Genomic DNA, 19,293 nt, shown 5'->3' with positions numbered 1-19,293 from the left:
CTCAGCATCACACGACGACGCCGGCCCCGGCGTTTCTCGCCGGGGCCGGCGCTCGTTTCTCTAGGCTTCCGCCGCTTCTCTTTCGGCCCTCTGGACCACGTTGACCAGCAGCATCGCCCGGGTCATGGGACCCACGCCGCCGGGGTTCGGCGAATACCACGATGATTTGGCCGCCGCGTCCGGGTGGATGTCACCCGTGAGCTTCTTTTTGCCCGTTTCCGGGTCCAGGACCCGGGAGACCCCGACGTCCAGAAGGATCGCACCATCGGCCACCTGGTCGGGGCGCACGGCGTGCGGAACACCGATCGCGGCGACGATGATGTCCGCCCGGGCGAGGACGTCGTCGAGGTCCTTGGTCCCGGTGTGCGCCATGGTCACGGTCGCGTTGATGTCCCGACGGGACAACAACAGACCCAGCGGTCGGCCCACCGTGATCCCCCGGCCCAGGACCACGACGTTCTTTCCGACCAAGTTGATGCCGTGACGGTGCATGAGCTCGATGATGCCGTTCGGCGTGCACGGCAACGGGGAATCGATATCGCCGTATACATTCAGCACGAGCTTGCCGAGGTTGGTCGGGTGGAGACCGTCAGCGTCCTTGTCCGGATCGATCCTGCCCAGGATCCTGTTCGTGTCGATGTGCGGCGGCAGGGGGAGCTGAACAATGTATCCCGTGCATTCGGGGTTCGCGTTCAGCTCGTCGATGACCTGTTCGAGTTCTTCCTGGCTGACGTCTTCGGGCAGGTCGCGCCGGATCGAGGCGATGCCCACCTCGGCGCAGTCCCGGTGCTTCCCGCCAACGTAGGAACGAGAGGCCGGGTCGTCCCCGACCAGCACGGTTCCCAGCCCCGGAGTGATGCCCCGGGCCCTGAGCTCGTCCACGCGGTCACGCAGTTCGTTCTTGATCGCACCGGCCGTGGCCGTTCCGTCGAGAACCTTCGGAAATGTTTCCTGCTGGGTGTCGGTGTTGATGTCCGAATACCTTTCCTGCTGTGCGGTTGTCGCGTTCACCATTCCTCGAGGCCCTCGTAGAGGGGGAACTGCTCGGCAAGCTTCTCGACCCTGGCGCGCAGGGCGTCGACGTCGACCCCCGGCTTGAGCGCTTCGGCGATGATGTCGGCAACTTCGGCAAATTCTTCGCGCCCGAAACCACGCGTCGCCAGAGCGGGCGTGCCGATGCGCAGGCCCGAGGTCACCATGGGCGGGCGCGGATCGTTGGGAACCGCGTTGCGATTGACCGTGATGCCGACCTCGTGCAGGATGTCTTCCGCCTGCTTGCCGTCCAGTTCGGAGTGACGCAAGTCCACGAGCACCAGGTGCACGTCGGTGCCCCCGGAGAGAACCGAGATGCCGTGCTCGGCGACGTCGTCCGCGGTCAAGCGGTCGGCGAGAATCTGCGACCCTTCGACCGTCCTCTTCTGCCGGTCCTTGAACTCCTCGCTCGCGGCGATCTTGAAGGCAACCGCCTTGCCCGCGATGACGTGCATCAGCGGACCGCCCTGCTGTCCCGGGAAGACCGCCGAGTCGATCTTCTTCCTGAGCTCCTCGGTGCACAGGATCACGCCGGACCGCGGGCCCGCCAGCGTCTTGTGCACGGTCGAGGTCACCACGTGGGCGTGGGGCACCGGGTTCGCGTGGATGCCGGCGGCGACCAGACCGGCGAAATGTGCCATGTCGACCCACAGGTACGCGCCGACCTCGTCAGCGATCTCGCGGAAACGCTCGAAATCCTGTTCGCGCGGGTAGGCGGACCACCCGGCGACGATGACCTTGGGCTTGGCCTCCAGAGCGACCTCACGGACGCGGTCCATGTCCAGCCGGCCCGTCTCCGGATCGACCTCGTAGGCCGCGATGTTGTACAGCTTGCCGGACACGTTGAGCTTCATCCCGTGGGTCAGGTGGCCGCCGTGGGCCAGGGACAGTCCCATCAGTGTGTCCCCCGGCTGCATGAGTGCCATCATCACGGCGGCGTTGGCCTGTGCGCCGGAGTGGGGCTGGACATTCGCGTGCTCCGCGCCGAACAGCGACTTGGCCCGCTCCCGCGCCAGGTCCTCGACGACGTCGACGTGCTCGCATCCGCCGTAGTAGCGGCGGCCCGGGTAGCCTTCCGCATACTTGTTGGTCAGCACCGAGCCCTGTGCCTCCAGGACGGCGCGCGGGGCGAAGTTCTCCGAAGCGATCATCTCGAGGGTCGCTCGCTGGCGGCCCAGTTCCTTGTCGATGGCCTGCGAGACCTCGGGGTCCAGCTCTGCCAGCGGCCGGTTGTTGACATCCTGCACGGACGAGTTGCTCATAGTTCTCCTGGGGCTGACTCCACGCCTGCGACGTGGCACGCGAATGGCTTCCGGACCATCCTATGTCACGCGGAGCCCCGGGACGCCTCCGTTTCACGGTGCTACGTGGATCGTCCAGCCATCGGTGAAAGCCATCGAACATGGACGGCTCGTCGTACCACCGGACGGCGTGAGCGTGTTTAATGGTTGCCTGAGCCAACAGGAAAGGTCCTTGATGAACTCTCTCACCTCGCTCGGAGCCAGTGATCCCTTGAACCTCCGCTCCGGTTCCCCGTATCGACCGGACTCGAGCACCACGAGAGAAAACCGATCGCAGATGCCTCTGTCGGTCCCGCAGAAGGCCGTCATCTTCGATATGGACGGAGTCGTCACGGACACCGCATCCGTGCATTCGAACGCGTGGAAGAAGCTCTTCGATGCGATCCTCGCGGATCCCCGCCTCGAGCCCTCGGAGGGTCACGACGCCGGGGACATCGACCGCAGGGAATTCAGCATCTCCACGGATTACAGGTCCTACGTGGACGGTCGCGCCCGCGAAGACGGCGTGCGCACTCTTCTGGCCTCGCGTCACGCCGCACTCCCCGAAGGCAGCGAGGACGACCCCGCGGGGCAGTGGACCGTCCAGGGCCAGTCGCGCCTCAAGAACGACTACTTCCAGGAAGAACTCGAGTCCAACGGCGTCACGGTGTTCAAGGGCACCGTCTCGCTCGCGCGCAGGCTCCAGCGAAGCGGAGTGCCGATCGCGTTGGTCACCGCGTCCAGGAACTCGTCCTCGGTTCTCGAGGCCGCTGGACTCGACGACCTGTTCGACCTCGTCATCGACGGGACCTACGCGCTCGAGAACAATGTGCCCGGAAAACCTGCGCCGGACATGTTCCTGGCCGCGGCCCGCCAGCTCGGGGTCTCCCCCGCCGAGGCCGCCGTCATCGAGGACGCCGTGTCCGGGGTCCAGGCGGCGCGTGCGGGAGGATTCGGGCTCGTCGTCGGGATCAACCGGCACGGCGACCGCAACGAGTTGGAGGAAGCCGGCGCCGATCTGGTCCACAACGACGTCGGGGAACTCGACCTGGGTGCGGAGCGGAACGACTCGTGGAAGCTCGTGTTCCACGGTTTCGACCCTGAGCAGGAAGGCCATCGCGAGGCCCTGCTGACCCTGGCCAACGGGTACATGGGGGTTCGTGGCTGTCGGCCCGAACGCGGGGACGACGGTGTCCACTACCCCGGCACGTACGTGGCCGGCCTGTTCAACCGCGTGGTCTCCCACATCAATGGCCGCGACCTCGAGCACGAGTCGATGGTCAATCTGCCGAACTTCCAGTTCTTCGATGTCCGCCTCCGAGGCGGGGACTGGTGGTCCGAGGGCGGCATGACCCCTCTGGACGAGGTCACCGAGTTGGACCTGCGCCACGGGGTTCTCACCCGGACCTGTCTGCTCGAAGAGGTGCCCAGCACGGATACCGAGCCCGTCTCGGAGACGCCCCGTCGGGTCCGGATCTTGCAGAAGCGCCTGGTGTCGATGGAGAACCGGCACCTGGCAGCCATGGAGACCACCGTGACGCCGCTGGGTTGGACGGGACGCATCCACGTCCGGAGCGGCATCGACCCGAACGTCACGAACAACAACGTCGCGGAATACCGCGAACTCGCGCGCCACCATCTGGTCGCGGAAGCCTCCACCACGCTTCCGGACAACACGCTGATCAATGTCGTGCGCACCAACCAGTCGGGGCACGAGGTCGCCGTCGCCCAGCGGACAACGGTCAACAGCTCGGTGACCTCGAGGCTCGAGCGGGAGATCCGGCCGGGCGGCGTCGAGATGCGTCGCTACAGGGTCGATGGGCAGGACGGCAAAGAGGTCGTGTTCGACACGACCACGGCCCTGGTGACGTCCCGCGATTCGGCCATCGCCTCCGCGGTGCTCGGCGCGGTCGAAGCCCTGAACAGGACCGACAACGGGTTCTACGCGCTGTACGGCCCGCACCAGAAGGCCTGGTCCAGGCTGTGGGCCCGCTTCGCCGTGGATATCGAGACCGATGTGACCACGATGCTCGCCCTGCGCCTGCACATCTTCCACATCGTCCAGACGCTCGGCCCCAACATGGAGCTCAACGACGCCGGCGTCACGGCCCGCGGGCTGCACGGGGAGGGCTATCGCGGTCACATCTTCTGGGACGAGATTTTCATCCTCCCGATCATCACGATGCGTCTTCCCTTCGTGACCCGTTCGCTCCTGCAGTACAGGTGGGCGCGGTTGCCCGCGGCACGAGACAAGGCCACGGAGTTCGGGGCCCGCGGCGCCATGTTCCCGTGGCAGTCCGGATCCGACGGGCGGGAGGAGACTCCCGTGGAGCTCTACAACCCCCATTCGGACCGGTGGATGCCGGACAACTCGTGGCGACAGTTCCACGTCGGGCTCGCGATCGCCTACAACTCGTGGACGTACTACACGGCCACGGGCGACACGAGCTGGTTGGCGCACCAGGGCGCGGAGCTCATGGTCGAGATCGCTCGGTTCTTCACCTCGTTGGTCACCTTCGATGCGGAGGACAAGCGGTACCACATCGAGGGTGCCATGGGACCGGACGAATACCACGACGGCTACCCCGGTTCCGTGGACGGCGGAGGCCTGAAGGACAACGCCTACACGAATGTCCTGGCCGCGTGGCTCTTCCGGCACACGGTCGAGATCTTCGAGGAACTGCCCGAGCACCAGGCCCTGCGGGTGACGTCGGCCAACAACGTGACCGAAGCCGAACTCGCTGCCTGGCAGCACATGGCCGCGAACATGGCCGTTCCCTTCAACAAGAACGGCACGATCAGCCAGTTCGACGGTTACGACGACCTGGCCGAGATCGATTGGGACCACTACCGCCGCAAGTACGGCAACATCGGTCGCATGGACCTCATCCTCGAGGCCGAGGACGACGCGACGAACAACTACAAACTGTCCAAGCAGGCCGACACGTTGATGCTCGTGTATCTCTTCGGCCAGCGCGGCCTGCAGGAACAGCTCTCGTTGCTGGGTTACGACGTCTCTCTGGCCAAGATCGAGGAGACCATCGACTACTACCTCGCCCGCACGTCCAACGGATCGACCCTCTCCCGGGTCGTGACCGCCTCGATCATGTCGCGCGTGGATCCTCGCCATTCGTGGAGCGTCTACCAGGACGCCCTCATGGCCGACCTGGACGACACCCAGGGTGGTACGACTCAGGAAGGCATTCACCTGGGCGCGATGTGCGGGACGCTCGACGTCGTGCAGCGCGCCTACGCCGGCGTGCAGGTGCTGACCGATTGCATCCAGCTGGAGCCCTCGATGCCAGAGGAGCTGAAGTCGGTGGGCTTCGAGGTCCAGTACCACGGCCAATTGTTGGACGTTTTCATCGATGCGACGCGCGTCCGTCTCTCGGCCAGATCCAAGAAGGCGAGCGCGGTCCGCGTGCGGGTGGGCGACTTCGAGACTGTCCTCCAGGGCGGGGACTCCTGCGAGTACCGACTCGAGGACCTGCACGCCGTGAAGCGCTAGCCGCCGGGGCCCTCCCCTTCCGCTCCCGCTCCCGCTCGTCGCGAGGTGGCAATCTTGTGCGGTTTCGGCCCTCCGAACCGCACAAGATCGCCACCTCGCGACGGGGTAGACGGGGTAGAGGTGATGTCGACGACGTCGCGCGCGTCCGCGGTTCGGGGTTCGGTGGGGGTTGCCCGATCGAGAGGCGATGGCCCCTGTGAGGAGGCGGTTCAGCAACCACCTAACGGGGGCAAACTACTCCTCATCGGGGTCATCGCCACCCAACGAGGACGGATGCGACAGGCAGTGGCACAAGGTAACCGCCCGCTCCCAGCCGCCCGCGCACAGTCGCCCGCGCCCAGCCGCACGGTCCCGGCCACCCACCGGTCCGTCCCGGGAGACCGTGCCTCAGTCGCGCGCGGCGGAGCGGCGGCGCAGGAACGCTGCGAGGAGTGCGCCGGAGACGTTGTGCCACACCGAGAAGACCGCGCCGGGCAACGCGGCCTCGGGGGTGAAGTATGTTCTGGCCAGCGAGGTCGCCAATCCGGAGTTCTGCATCCCCACCTCGATCGCGGTGGTCCGTCGGGCGGACACGGGCACCCTGAACAGTGTTGCCGCGCCATAGCCCAGCAGATATCCCAGCCCGTTGTGGAGCACGACGGCGAGCAGCACGAGCAGGCCGGCCGAAACGATGGCCGCAGCCGATCCGGCGACCACGATCGCGACGATCACGGAAATGGCCGCGACCGAAATCCACGGCAGTGCGGGCGTCACGGCGACCACGACGCGCGGGAGCAGGCCGCGGACCACGAGGCCCAGGACCACCGGAATCAGCACGACCTCGAGGATCGAGAGCATCATGTCGGTACCGCTCACGTCCATCCTCTCCCCCGCGAGCCACACGGCCAACAATGGGGTCAGGAAGGGGGCGATGAGGGTAGAGATCGACGTCATCGCCACGGAGAGGGCGACGTCGCCCTTGGCCAGGTAGGACACAACGTTCGACGCCGTGCCGCCCGGGCAGCAGCCCACCAGGATCACACCGACCGCCAGTTCCGGCGGGAGCTGGAGGGCCCACGAGACCAGAAAACCCAGCAGGGGCATGATCACGAACTGTGCCACCACTCCGATCACCACGGGTACGGGGTTCTTGACCACCAACGCGAAATCGGGCGCGGTCAGGGTGAGGCCCATGCCGAACATGATGATACCCAGCAGAGGATTGACCCATCCCGCGAATCCGGCGAAAGCACCGGGCAGGAGGAAGCCCAGCACGCCCGCGGCGAGGATCAGCAGGGGAAAGATCGTCACCGCGTAGAGGGCGTTGCGTTCTTCGGACTTCTTGGCAGGACCAGGGGTCCCTGACTGGGTGGAGTGCATGAGCACTGTCTACCAGGTCACGGCAGAGGCTGCTATGGCTCGCACGGAATCGTCCAGGATGTGATCGATCGTCGCGGCAACGTCGATCCGCGCCCCGGGTTCGTCGTCGTCGAGCTCCTCCAGCGTTTCCAACTGCGAGCGCAGAAGCCCCGTCGGCATGAAGTGATCGCTGCGGCCCTCGAGCCGGTGGGACAGGGTTTCTTCGTCGCCCGCGAGGTGGACGAAGAACGTCCGAGGAGCCTCGGCAAGAATCGCGTCGCGATAGGACCGCCGGAGGGCCGAGCAGGCGATGACCAGGCCCGTGCCCTCCGGCCCGACGGCCGCGGCCTTCTGCAGCGTCTGCCCGACGACGTGCAGCCACGGCCACCGGTCCTCGTCCGTCAGGGGGTTCCCGGCCGCCATCTTCTCCACGTTGGACAGAGGATGGAGAGAGTCGGCGTCGATGAACTCGGCCCCGAGACGGCTCGCGAGCAGAGAGCCGATCGTCGTCTTGCCTGCGCCCGAGACTCCCATGACCAGGATCAGCGGAGGTGCGGAGAGATGGTGGTCTACCAATTGTGAACGGTCCCATCGGCGAGTCGGTTGTAAGGAAGATAAGCCTGATCGTAGGGGAAACGACCGGCCGCCGTCTCATCGAAGTCGACTCCGAGACCCGGAGCGTCGCCGGGGTGCAGGTACCCGTTCTCGAAAGTCAGGCCCTCGTGGAAGACCTCGCGGGTCAGCCGGGAGTGCGGCATGTACTCCTGCAGGCCGTAGTTGTGAATCGACAGACCCAGGTGCAACTGGGCCGCGAACCCGATCGGCGACACATCGGTCGGCCCATGGAAACCGGACCTGACCTGGTACATCTCGGCGAAATTCATGACCTTCCGCAACGGTGTGATGCCGCCGAAGTGAGTCGACGCGCAACGAACGAAGTCGATCAGCTGCTCCTGGATGAGGTCCTTGATGTCGTAGACGGAGTTGAAAACCTCCCCGATCGCCAAAGGGGTCGTGGTGTGCTGGCGGACGAGACGCAGGGCTTCCTGGTTCTCTGCCGGAGTGCAGTCCTCGAGCCAGTACAGGTCGAACGGTTCCAGCGACTTGCCCAACTGGGCGGCCTCGCGCGGGGTCATCCGGTGGTGGCCGTCATGCAGCAGCGGCAGCTCCGGGCCGAATTCGTTGCGCACCGCCTCGAACACGGTGGGCACGTGGCGGAGATAGGCCCGGGTGTCCCAATCCTCTTCGACGGGCTGGGTTCCGCGGTTGGCGGGTTCGAAATCGTACCTCTCCCCCGTCGATTGTTCCTGCGCCGCGACGCCGTACAGCTTCTCGATCCCGGGGACCGATGTCTGGACGCGAATCGACGTGTACCCCAGGTCCAGTTCCTCGCGGATCGAATCGAAGAGGTGCTCCAGGTCCCGCCCCGAGGCGTGGCCGTACGCCCGGCAGGCGCGACGCGATGCCCCTCCCAGGAGCTGGTACACGGGCAGACCCGCGACCTTGCCCTTGATGTCCCACAAGGCCATGTCGACCGCGGCAATCGCGGCCATCGTGACCGGCCCACGACGCCAGTACGACGCCCGGTACAGGAACTGCCAGGTGTCCTCGATGGTGCTGGGGTCCTTGTCCAGCAGCAACTGGCAGACGTGTTCCTGGAGATACGTAGCGACGGCGAGCTCGCGCCCGTTGAGTGTCGCGTCCCCGATCCCGGTCACGCCGTCGTCGGTCGTGATCCTGAGCGTCACGAAGTTGCGGGAGGGACTCGTGACAAAAACTTCTGCCTTCTCAATACGCATTCTTCTCTTGTCCTTTCGATGGGTCGTCGTGGGGAACAGTCAGTCGCCGGCGATCACCAGTGAGCCGAGGTGCGCATCCTGGCCGAGACCCGGGCGGAGCACATCGAGCAGCGCCCGGGCGGGTTCTGCCCCGGCGAGCGCCTGCCGGAGCGCGTCGGCCTCGCCGTCCTCGAGATGCTCGGGATCCTGGGTCCGGAGCCAGTCGATCCAGGCCCGGATCGACCGGGCGGCCGCGGCGCCGGTCCGACCCGATGCGCGTTCCGCCTCGTACACGGGCACGGCACGGATGCGCATCTTCTGTGCCCCGTCCTTCCCGATCTGGGCCAGCAGATGGTGGATCCGGGGATTGCGGTAGCGGGCCAGCAGGCTCTCCCGGTATGCCGGGATGTCCAGGCGAGGATCGGTCAGGTGCCTGGCTGCTTCGTCCCAGAAGTCTTCGACACCCTGCAGGATCTCCGGGTCCGCGATGGCTTCGGCAACCGAACGGTGACCCGCCGTCTGCCCCGCATAGGCCATGTAGCTGTGGGTTCCGTTCAGCAACCACAGTTTCCGGCGCTCGAACGGCTCGAGGTCCTCGACGAATTCCGCACCCGCGTTCTCCCACGCGGGCCGTCCGGCCGGGAATTCACCCGCCAGGACCCAGGAGCGAAAGGGCTCCGCGACGACGGGGGCGACGTCGTCGTACCCCGTCTCCTCGGCCACCTCGCGCCGCAGGTCCTGCGTGGTCGCGGGTGTGATCCGGTCGACGGAGGTCCCGACCCACGAAACAGCTTCGTCGAGTCTCTCCGCGAGTCCGTCCTGGCACGCTCGGGCCATCCCGAGGACCGCGTTGCGCACCGCGGTCGCGTTGTCGGCCATGTTGTCGCACGAGACGACGGCGATACCCGACCGGTCCCCGAGAGACCGGATCCGCCGGTCGAGGCCCAGGACCAGCCGGCCGGCCGCGGTGCGCAGTTCCGGGGCCGCGGCGGGTTCCGGCAGGGCTTTCTTCAGCGCGGCGACGTCCGATGACACGGCTTCGTCGTCGGTGTCCAACCGTCCGGAAGGGTCCAGGTGGTACCCGGCTTCCGTCACGGTCAGGGTCACGACCGCCACATCGGCATCGGAGAGCAGCGCGACCAGCCGGGGCGAATCCGATGCCGGGTTCGCCTCGACGACGGAACTCATCAGTTCGAAGGCGTCTGCTTCGGCCGAGCGCTCCACCAGGATGTACAACCCGTCCTGGGCCGTCAGGTCATCCGCGGCCCGGGAGCTCCTGCCGGTGAAGGCAGCGATGCCCCACTCGGGGTGGGCGGCGTCCGTCTCGGCGTGCTGGGTGAACCATGCCTGGTGAGCGCGGTGGAAGGCGCCCAGACCCAGGTGAACCATGCGGACGGGCGGAACCGACCCCGTGCGTTCCCCCGCGGTACTCCTGTTCAGCGGTGTGCTCATAGGTTGAAGACCTTTCGGGGATTCGTGTCCGTGAGCTCGACCATCGCCGTGCGGGCACGCTCCTCGGTGATGCGGTGCTCGACCACAAGCCTGGCCAGAAAGCCGGCGTCGACGCGGCGGGCGGCGTCGTGACGGGCCGGTATGGAGCAGAACGCTCGCGTGTCGTCGATGAAACCGGAGCTTCGGGAGAATCCGAGGGTCCCGGTCGTCGCCGCGCGGAATCTGTGCATCGCGTCCGGCTCGTCCAGGAACCACCAGGGGGCGCCCGCGTAGACCGCCCTGTAGAACCCGGCGAGGGGCGCGATCTCCCGCGAGAACGTGGTCTCGTCGAGCGTGAAGAGCACCAGGTTGAAATCGTCAGAATTGCCGAAATCGGACAGCAACGGTTGCAGACCCCGGGTGAAGTCGACCGCGAAGGGGATGTCGTTGCCCGTATCCGGGCCGAAGCGTTCGACCGTGTGCGTGCTGTGGTCGCGATAGGAACCAGGGTGGATCGTCATGGTCAGGCCGTCGTCCGCGGACATCCGGGCGAACTGGTAGGTCATGTTCGCCTCGAACCGCAGGGCCTCCGCCTCCGTGGCCGTGCCCGAGATGCCCTTCTCGAACAGTTCGGCCGCCTCGGCGTCGTCCAAACGGACGGCTTCGGGCCGCCACACACCGTGATCGGCCGAGACCGCGCCGTTGCCCACGAAGTGACGACGACGATTCTCCATGCCGCGGAGATAGCCCCGGTACCCGGACAGACCGTCGCCGGCTTCCTGGACGAGTCGATCGGCGTTCGTGGCGAAGGACGGATTCCAGAATTTGACGTAGGCGTCCGGGCGGAACGTGGGAAGGACCTTCCCCGCAAAATCCTGGTCCTCTGCCAGCTGTCGGTGCGCCGACAGATCGTCCAGCGGATCATCCGTGGTCGCCAGGACTTCCAGACCGAAGTCCCGGAACAACTGCCGCGGACGGAAGGCGGGCCGTGCCAGCACGTCGGAGATCCGGTCGTAGAGTTCGTCGGCGTGGGCCCCATCGATCGTGGCGTCGTCGATGCCGAAGACGGTGACCAGCTCGCGGCGGAGCCAGTACCCGGATGCCGTGCCGTCGAAGAGCTCCCACCGCTTGCAGAAGGCCCGCCAGACGTCACGCGGGTCGGCGGCGTCGGAGGTGCCTGCGTTGACCTCCTCCAGATTCACGCCGTCGGCGTTGAGCAAGCGATACACATAATGGTCCGGGCTGATCAGCAAGGCCGCGGGATCCGGGAACGCATCATTGCGCGCGATGGCCTCCGCCGGAACGTGCCCATGCGGAGAGAGCAACGGAAGTGTCTCGGCGACCTCCACGAGTTCCCGCGCGATGGTCCGCGTCGCAGGGTCCGCGGGGAGGAGCCGATCGGGGTGTGTGGCAATGGACTGTGTCATGAGTCCATTGCACGTCGGGACGTGGTGACACGTGCAACGGTTGCCATGAGTTGCCACCAGGCCAGATCCCGACGAAGCCTCGGCAACCGGTCGACGTGCGGCGGCCGGTCACCAGAGCTGCGCCAGCAGACGGCCGTCGACGGCACGCCGTGCACTCAGGGCTGCGGCTCCGAGCTGCCCCGAGCAATCAATCGTGCGGGCATGACGACCGGCCGGTCCGTGGTGGCCTGTGCCCCGTTCGCTATCGCCATCACGTGGGCCGCAGCCGTGGCACCCATGCGTTCGAGCGGCCCGACGACCGTACTCAGCTGGGGCCTGGTCAGGCGGGAGGCCAGCAGGTCGTCGAAACCCACGATGCCGACGTCGTCCGGAACCTCCAGGCCCCGGATCTGGACGGTCTGCATGAAGCTGAGGGCCATCAGGTCGTTGTAGGCGATCACGCCGTCCGTGCGGGAGCCCAACCACGTTTCGGCGGCACGTTGTCCGCCGGTCATGGTGGGCAGGAACGGGCCCAGCCGCCGGGCCTCGATCCCGAGCGCGGCCGCCGCATCACGGACCCCCGTCCACCGCATGCCGTCGGCCCACGATCGTTCGGGGCCCGAGAGGTAGGCGATGCTGCGTGCCCCGTGGCTCGCCAGATGTTCGGCCGCGGTGCGGGCACCTTCGCGCTGGTCGATCACGACCGACGCGACGCCGCGCACCTCTCGGTTCATGACGACCATCGCCTTCTGTTTGGCGACAGTGCGGATTGTGGTGTCCGGCAGTCGGGACCCCGCGAGAAGCAGTCCGTCGACCGTCGGCAGGGCGCGGTTCAGCGCCTCGTACTCGCGCTTGCCGTTCTCGCGGGCATTGGAGAAGACCACCGTGAGCCCCGCCTGCGACGCGGCGTACTCCGCACCCCGCACCATCTCGATGAATACGGGGTTGGCGATGTCCGCGACCACAAGGCCCAGCGTCTTCGTTGCCGATCCACCGGCAGCGGAGGCGCGCGCCACGGCCTCGGTCCGGTACCCGATGCGTTCTGCCGCGGCACGCACTTTCTCCGCCGTGGAGTAGGAAACCCGGCCGGGCCGGGAAAAGGTCCTGGAGACGGTGGATGCGGCGACTCCGGCTTCAGCAGCCACATCGTAGATGGTCACTGATTCGCCCGCCTCGTTGTCCCCGTCACTGCGCATGACCTGATTTTGGTCCCCCTCGACCCGGAGGGTCAATTGCTTCGCCCGCCACCGCCGAGCGGTCCCACCCCAGAGGTGAGCGCGCGGCGTCGCCGGCCGCCGCGCCCCTGCCCGAACGAGACCTGTCAGGTCGATCGCGTGGAGGGAAGCGGCGTGCCGCCGGCAACCGTCCTAGTGGAAGAAGTGACGCGAGCCCGTCACGTACATGGTCACGCCAGCCTTCTCGGCCGCCTCGATGACTTCCTCGTCGCGGATCGAACCGCCCGGTTGGACGACGGCGCGCACACCGGATTCCAGCAGGACCTCGAGGCCGTCGGCGAAGGGGAAGAAGGCATCGGACGCTGCCACGGCGCCGCGGGCTCTCTCCTGGCCGTCCTGGCCCAAGGAGTTGGCTCGTTCGACCGAGAGCTTGCACGAATCGACTCGGTTGACCTGACCCATGCCGATGCCGACGGCGGCGCCGTCGTCGGCCAGAAGGATCGCGTTGGACTTGGCCGAACGCAGGGCACGCCACGCGAAGGCCAAGTCCTGAAGCGTTTTCTCGTCCGCCGCGGACCCGGCCACGAGGCTCCACGTCGACGGGTCGTCGCCTTCGGCCTGCAAGCGGTCGCTCTGCTGGAACAGGGCGCCCCCGGACACCTGCCGGTATTCGACGGATCCGCGCTCGAAGCCCTCGGGAAGAACCAGGATCCTGAGGTTCTTTTTCGTCCGGAGGAGTTCGAGGGCTTCGGGCTCATAGGACGGCGCAATAATCACTTCGGTGAAGATCCCCTTGACCGTCTCGGCCATTCCGCGGGTCACCTCGCGGTTGGCCGCGATCACGCCACCGTATGCGGACAGCGGGTCGCAGGCGTGGGCCTTGCGGTGCGCTTCCGCGATGGGGTCCTCCGCGTCGGGGCCGGCCACCGCGATGCCGCAGGGATTGTTGTGCTTGATCACGGCGACCGCGGGATCGTCGAAGTCGTAGGCCGCGCGGAGGGCGGCGTCGCCGTCCACGTAGTTGTTGTAGGACATGTCCTTGCCGCCGAGCTGTTCCGCCTGAGCGATGCCGGGAGCGGCCGCGGGGTCGACGTACAGGGCTCCGCGCTGGTGCGGGTTCTCCCCGTACCGCAAGGATTCCGAGCGTTCGAAGCCCATGCCGGCGTAGGGCGGCCAGAAGTTGGCGTCCGGGTCCTGGGCGAATTGCTGCTGGGTCCAGGTTGCCACGGCGGTGTCGTAGGCGGCCGTGTGGGAGAAGGCTCCCGCCGCCAACCGCCGCCTTTCGGCCAGATCGAACCCTCCGCCGCGGGCGGCCTCGACGACGCGCTCGTACTGCTTCGGATCCACGACGACCGACACGCTGTGGTGGTTCTTCGCTGCCGCACGGACCATCGAGGGGCCCCCGATGTCGATCTTCTCGATGATGTCCTCTTCGCCGGCGCCCGAAGCGACGGTGTCGGCGAAGGGGTACAGGTTGACGACGACGAGGTCGAAAGGCTCGACGCCCAGGTCAGAGAGCTGCTGGACGTGGTCGCTCTTGCGACGATCGGCGAGGATTCCTGCGTGGATCCGCGGGTGCAGCGTCTTGACCCGCCCCTCGAGGCATTCGGGGAACTCGGTGATCTCGGCGACCTCCGTGACCGGGACGCCGGCGTCCTTGATTTTCTGTGCCGTGGAACCCGTGGAGACGATGTCCACGCCGGCCTCGTGCAGGCCGCGGGCAAGGTCGTCCAGCCCGGTCTTGTCGAAAACGGAAATCAGGGCTCTCTTGAACGGCACACGGTCCAGTTCGGTCAGGGACACGGAAACTCCAACTCTTCGGTTCTGGCTGACTGCTTGTGGGTGACGACGTCCAGTCTATGGGCAGGTCGCCAAGTTCTTGATGGTGGTTACGAGCAGTGTCCGCTCCTCCTGCTTGATGCGTTCGTGGAGGGTCTGCTCGTCGTCGTTGTCCAGGACGGGCACCGCGGCCTGGGCCAGGATGGGTCCGGTGTCCACGCCGGAGTCCACGAGGTGGACCGTGACCCCCGTGATTTTGACGCCGTGGGCGAGGGCGTCCCGCACGCCGTGGGCGCCGGGGAAGGACGGCAACAACGCGGGATGCGTATTGATGATCCTCCGCTCGAACCGAGCCACCAGCCGAGCATCCACGATGCGCATGAATCCGGCGAAAACCACGTAGTCCGGATCGTACGAGGCGATTTTTTCCTCGAGGGCCCGGTTCCACGCCGCGCGGTCCGGGTAGTCGCCCGGCAGGACCACGAAGTCCTCGATTCCGGCCTCGCTGGCTCGTTCGATGCCACGGCACGGTTTGTCCGCACCGACCGCGACCACATCGGCGTCGAGCGTTCCGGCCCGAACGGCATCCAGCAGAGACTGAAGATTGGTTCCGGAGCCGGAGACCATGACCACTATTCGCATGCGATCAACCCTACCGATACGGCCGGTAGGGTTGACGACATGACATCACCCAGCCCCGCAGAGGACCAGACGAATCCACGGCATCATCACTCACTGGTTTATCGGTCGCGGATCACGATTCTGCTGTCGGTCGCGGGGCTCGTGGCCAGTCTGCTCTCCACGTCGCCCGTCGGGGCGGCGGCTCTGGTCGTGTCCATGATCCTCATGATTGCGGCCGCGCTCTGGTGCATCCTGACCATGGTCGCGTTGAAGCGGATCCGCGCGGGCTGGATCGGGTACGTCGTCCTGTCGCTCGTCCTTCTGGCCGACCTTTATTTCGCCGCCAACGCCGGCGTGAATCTTGCCCTGTGGGGAGTGACTTCCGAGTACCGTGAATGCGTCGAGAACTCGCTGACCATTTCCTCGGGGGACGGCTGCCGACAGAGTCTCTACGATTCCATGATGAGCAAGATCCACTGGTGACGCCGCCGCGTCGACGTCGCGGTCAGCGACGACGACGTTTCGGCCGCCCGATGACGGGGCGTTTCTCGGGGACCGCGTGCGGTTCCTCGGGCTCCGTCGGGGCCGACCCGCTCTCCTGGGCATCCCCGGAAGCGCCCGCGGCCGAGGTCGACGAGGCCTCCGACGACCCGCTGGATTGCTCGGCCGCCGAATCCGGACGCGTGTCCTTCTCGTCCCGTGCCTGACCGGCCCCGTCCTGCTCGGCGGCAGATCCGGTTGCTCCGGGGCCGGCCCAGGGCAGGGCCGAGTCTCCGGCGCCGGTTCCGGTTGTGGTCGCTTCGGCCTCATTCGACGCGGAGTCGGCTTCGATCGGTTCCTGTGCCACCTTGCGGGAAGAGGCCGTGACCTTGGTCGGTCGCTCCCCCGATCCGTGCTCGGACGATCCCGACGTCGATGAGGCGGGCGCGGAAGCAGATCGAGTCTTCGAGCCGGACCCGTGGGTTGCTCCGGCTCGTGAGGCGCCCGCCCCGGACGCCGTTCGGGTCGACGCCGTCCGCTTCGAGGTATTCGAGGCCGAGGCTCCGTCTCGGGAGGTTGCCCGGCCGGTCGTCCCGGTCGAGCTGCTCGACGACGTCGTGGCCGCCGTCGTACGCCGCGCACCCTTGGACGACTTCTCCGTGCTCGAGGCCTCCTTGGTCGGGCGCTTCGACCGCGGCTCGGGCTCGACGTCCGTGGCCGGATCGTGTTCGATCCACGGACCGACCAACTGACCGATCACGGCGCCGATCGCAACGGTCACCGCCGCCCAGATGCCCGTGACCCAAGGGTTGGGACCGAAATCAGTGAACCTGCCGACACCCAACGATCCGTGGGCCATGGCCGCCAGGAGACATGCGCCAAGACCGACCAGGATGCCCAGGCCGATGGCCAGGGTCAGCCCCGAGAGCACGGCGGCGAGCCAACGCCAGGACAGTTTGAGGGCGAACCATTCGTCGAGGTGGTTCTCGCCCTCACGAATGAAATACCACCCCGCGAGCGCACCGGCGAGAATCGGCAGGGCCAGAACAACGTAGGCCCAGGCCGTGGCGTCCGCGGGTACGGCCCCCAGGACCGGGAGGGAGGGCAGCGCGCCTGCGTGCGTGGTCGCAGGTGACACCAGGGTCCCCTCCCCGACGGAGAATCCGGCGCCGCTCCCCCAGGCGAGAGCGAAGACAATCAGATTGGGCAACAGGGCGAACTGCAACAAGGTCACCGAGAGGTCCCCGAGGAAGCCGCCATGCAGGCCCTGGTACAGCGCGATCATGCGGTTCCAGTGGAAGAAGATCGAGACACCGGCCAGGAGGGCGCCGGTCGCGATGAGGCCCATGAAACCGACCCAGGCCGCGCGAATCAGAGAGACCAGGTAGGCCCCGGCCCACTTGGAATACTGGCTGTACCGGTCGGAGAGCTCCTGCGGGTCGATGCCGACCAGACGCAACCAGGAGCCCGCGACCTTGTGCCCGCCCCAGAACATCCCGACCAGGAGCACGCCGAGCGGCACGATCGCGGACACCAAGGGGTTGGTCGACAGCGCCGAGGTGCTCGTCACGAGGCTCAGCGCGACGCCGATGGCCATGTAGACCAGCCCGGCCCCGACCAGGGCCTGCCAGAACTGGCCCTCGTAGGACGCCCGCGCGAGCCGCTTGCCTGCTCGCCGTGCGAAGAGGAGCAGCACCAGGGTCAGCCCGAGCGGCGTCAGCCTCGCGACTCCGCTGACGGCCTGCGCGTTGTCCGTCATGGGGATATTCAGGTGCAGGTCCACGCCGTGGCCCGCCAGCCACACCTGGCCCGTCGCCGCCACGACCGTTGCCGGCGAGCCGACGAACCCGAGGGAGGCCCATCCGATCAGGAGCACGACGAGGACGACGACCAGCGAAGCGATGCTGGTCAGGAGTATTTCGATCATGGCCTGGAGCCACAGCGGCATGGGCAATGACCGGGAGCGCGGGGGTCTGCGAGGCGTCTTCATCATCGCCTCTCATCATGTCACGCGCGCGGGCGTTTGGCTTTTAATCCACAGGCAATCCGAAGTCCCTCACGGCTTCACCCCATGTTCGGAATCGGCGGTTGTTCTAGGAGTGTGCGAATTCTGATGGTTGCGGAATCATTTGTCCCCCACATGAGCGGTGTGACCACTTCCCTTCTGCGCAGCGCCGAGAATCTGCGCCGCATGGGGCATGAGGTCATGCATCTCGCCCCCTCCGGCCGAGCCCTCAGACCCTCGGACTGGGCTCACCCCAGGACCGTTCGATCCACCGACACGACGTCGCCCGGTGGGCGGCGGGGAGACGACGCGGCGCCTCCTTCGGAAGGTGCCGGCGTCGTCCTTCCCGCACCGGGCCAGTGGGTCGACGACGTGGAAGGTGTACCGACCCTGCGGCTGCCGTCTCTGCCGCTCACGGGCTATCGAACCCTTCGGTTCTCCGCGGGCACGGTCTCGGCCGTGCGCAGGATCATGGTGGATTACCAGCCCGACGTCGTGCACGTCGCCTCGCCGTTCGTCCTGGGGGCACGCGCCGTGACTGCGGCGAAAAACCTCGGGATCCCCAGTGTCGCGGTCTATCAGACGGACGTGGCGGCGTACACGCATCGATACGGGATGCCGTGGCTCGAGTCGACGGCGGACCACCGCATCGCTGCGATCCACCGGGAAGCGACGTTGACGCTTGCTCCTTCCCGGTCCTCGGCAGAGTATCTGGAGACCCTCGGTGTCCCCCGCCTCTTCCGGTGGGGGCGCGGGGTCGACACCGAGCTGTTCCGTCCGGATCGCCGCAATGCTGATCTGCGACGCCGCCTCGGAGCCGGGGACGGGGAGACTCTCGTCGGCTTCGTCGGACGTCTGGCCTCGGAGAAGCAAGTCGAGGACCTGCGCGTGCTCCAGTCCTTGCCGGGGGTCAAACTCGTGATTGTCGGGGACGGGCCGGATGCGTCACGGCTCGCTTCGACGCTGCACCGAGCGACGTTCACGGGTCAGCTCACCGGCACGGACCTGGCCGAGCACGTGGCGAGCCTCGACGTCTTCGCTCACCCCGGAGAGTTCGAGACGTTCGGGCAGACGCTCCAGGAAGCAATGGCTTCGGGAGTTGCCACGGTGGCCGTGGGGCGCGGGGGCCCGTTGGACATCATCGAGGACGGCGTCACGGGCCGTCTGTACCGCCCGGGTGATCTCGGCATGCTGCGTGACACGGTGGAGTCGCTCCTCGAGCCGTCCGCTCGGGCCGAGTTGGCCATCAACGGCAGGCGCGCGATGGAGGCCAAGTCATGGTCGGCGACGTCCCGCGAACTCGAGCGGCATTATCATCGGGCCGGCGAGTTCCACAGAACCCGGCAATTGCACAGGTGGCGCGAACAGCGCGGCCCGGGCTCACCGGGACGCGGACGGCCGACGACGCGGCACCGGCCCCTGCCCTTTTCACGGCACGTCGGGGCGCCCTAGCCCCGATC

Annotated in this window: 14 protein-coding genes; 3 read left to right on the top strand and 11 right to left on the bottom strand. The window is 66.9% G+C overall.

Annotated elements, in window-relative coordinates; genetic code table 11:
- Nucleotides 1-60: 60 nt before the first annotated feature.
- A complete protein-coding gene (locus EWU68_RS05020) occupies nucleotides 61-1,014 on the bottom strand; it encodes a bifunctional methylenetetrahydrofolate dehydrogenase/methenyltetrahydrofolate cyclohydrolase (protein ID WP_129315000.1) in 954 nt (317 codons plus the stop codon).
- On the bottom strand, nucleotides 1,008-2,294 hold the full coding sequence (gene glyA, locus EWU68_RS05015; RefSeq protein WP_129314998.1) for a serine hydroxymethyltransferase: 1,287 nt from the start codon (nucleotides 2,292-2,294) through the stop codon (nucleotides 1,008-1,010). The genes EWU68_RS05020 and glyA overlap by 7 nt, the downstream gene beginning before the upstream one ends.
- 214 nt (nucleotides 2,295-2,508) lie before the next feature.
- Between glyA and EWU68_RS05010 the strand changes: the two genes are divergently transcribed.
- Nucleotides 2,509-5,820, top strand: coding sequence for a beta-phosphoglucomutase family hydrolase (locus EWU68_RS05010; protein ID WP_238692329.1), 3,312 nt, complete (start codon nucleotides 2,509-2,511; stop codon nucleotides 5,818-5,820).
- A gap of 387 nt (nucleotides 5,821-6,207) precedes the next feature.
- Here EWU68_RS05010 and EWU68_RS05005 read toward each other — a convergent pair whose 3' ends face one another.
- The 8 genes from EWU68_RS05005 to purN form a co-directional block, all read right to left on the bottom strand.
- Complete coding sequence (locus tag EWU68_RS05005) at nucleotides 6,208-7,179, bottom strand: bile acid:sodium symporter family protein (RefSeq protein ID WP_129314996.1); 972 nt, start codon at nucleotides 7,177-7,179, stop codon at nucleotides 6,208-6,210.
- A 9-nt stretch (nucleotides 7,180-7,188) separates the two neighbouring features.
- Nucleotides 7,189-7,734, bottom strand: coding sequence for a gluconokinase (locus EWU68_RS05000; protein WP_238692328.1), 546 nt, complete (start codon nucleotides 7,732-7,734; stop codon nucleotides 7,189-7,191).
- Nucleotides 7,728-8,957 (bottom strand): D-mannonate dehydratase ManD, encoded by a 1,230-nt coding sequence (gene manD / locus EWU68_RS04995; RefSeq protein ID WP_129314993.1) that lies wholly within the window; start codon nucleotides 8,955-8,957, stop codon nucleotides 7,728-7,730. The genes EWU68_RS05000 and manD overlap by 7 nt, the downstream gene beginning before the upstream one ends.
- 39 nt (nucleotides 8,958-8,996) lie before the next feature.
- Nucleotides 8,997-10,388, bottom strand: a complete 1,392-nt coding sequence (locus EWU68_RS04990) for a mannitol dehydrogenase family protein (protein WP_129314990.1) — start codon at nucleotides 10,386-10,388, stop codon at nucleotides 8,997-8,999.
- The gene (gene uxaC, locus EWU68_RS04985; protein WP_129314987.1) at nucleotides 10,385-11,794 is read right to left on the bottom strand and encodes a glucuronate isomerase; all 1,410 of its coding nucleotides are present in this window, start codon (nucleotides 11,792-11,794) and stop codon (nucleotides 10,385-10,387) included. Before uxaC ends, EWU68_RS04990 begins: the two co-directional genes overlap by 4 nt.
- 155 nt (nucleotides 11,795-11,949) lie before the next feature.
- Complete coding sequence (locus tag EWU68_RS04980; protein WP_129314985.1) at nucleotides 11,950-12,969, bottom strand: LacI family DNA-binding transcriptional regulator; 1,020 nt, start codon at nucleotides 12,967-12,969, stop codon at nucleotides 11,950-11,952.
- 171 nt (nucleotides 12,970-13,140) lie between these two features.
- Nucleotides 13,141-14,751 carry a bifunctional phosphoribosylaminoimidazolecarboxamide formyltransferase/IMP cyclohydrolase gene (gene purH / locus EWU68_RS04975; protein WP_129314982.1) on the bottom strand — a complete coding sequence of 537 codons (1,611 nt, stop codon included), beginning with the start codon at nucleotides 14,749-14,751 and terminating at the stop codon, nucleotides 13,141-13,143.
- A 54-nt stretch (nucleotides 14,752-14,805) separates the two neighbouring features.
- On the bottom strand, nucleotides 14,806-15,369 hold the full coding sequence (gene purN, locus EWU68_RS04970) for a phosphoribosylglycinamide formyltransferase (RefSeq protein ID WP_129314980.1): 564 nt from the start codon (nucleotides 15,367-15,369) through the stop codon (nucleotides 14,806-14,808).
- Between the two features lie 39 nt (nucleotides 15,370-15,408).
- On the opposite strand from purN, the gene EWU68_RS04965 reads away from it, so the two are divergent.
- Nucleotides 15,409-15,831, top strand: coding sequence for a hypothetical protein (locus tag EWU68_RS04965; protein WP_129314978.1), 423 nt, complete (start codon nucleotides 15,409-15,411; stop codon nucleotides 15,829-15,831).
- A gap of 22 nt (nucleotides 15,832-15,853) precedes the next feature.
- Here EWU68_RS04965 and EWU68_RS04960 read toward each other — a convergent pair whose 3' ends face one another.
- Nucleotides 15,854-17,821 (bottom strand): cell division protein PerM, encoded by a 1,968-nt coding sequence (locus EWU68_RS04960; RefSeq protein ID WP_129314976.1) that lies wholly within the window; start codon nucleotides 17,819-17,821, stop codon nucleotides 15,854-15,856.
- Between the two features lie 147 nt (nucleotides 17,822-17,968).
- On the opposite strand from EWU68_RS04960, the gene EWU68_RS04955 reads away from it, so the two are divergent.
- Complete coding sequence (locus EWU68_RS04955) at nucleotides 17,969-19,285, top strand: glycosyltransferase family 4 protein (RefSeq protein ID WP_238692327.1); 1,317 nt, start codon at nucleotides 17,969-17,971, stop codon at nucleotides 19,283-19,285.
- Nucleotides 19,286-19,293: the final 8 nt, after the last annotated feature.

Source organism: Rothia koreensis (genome assembly GCF_004136575.1).
GTDB lineage: Bacteria > Actinomycetota > Actinomycetes > Actinomycetales > Micrococcaceae > Rothia > Rothia koreensis.
The sequence above is the reverse complement of the archived record's forward strand: the minus strand, read 5'-3'. Positions and strand labels throughout refer to the sequence as shown.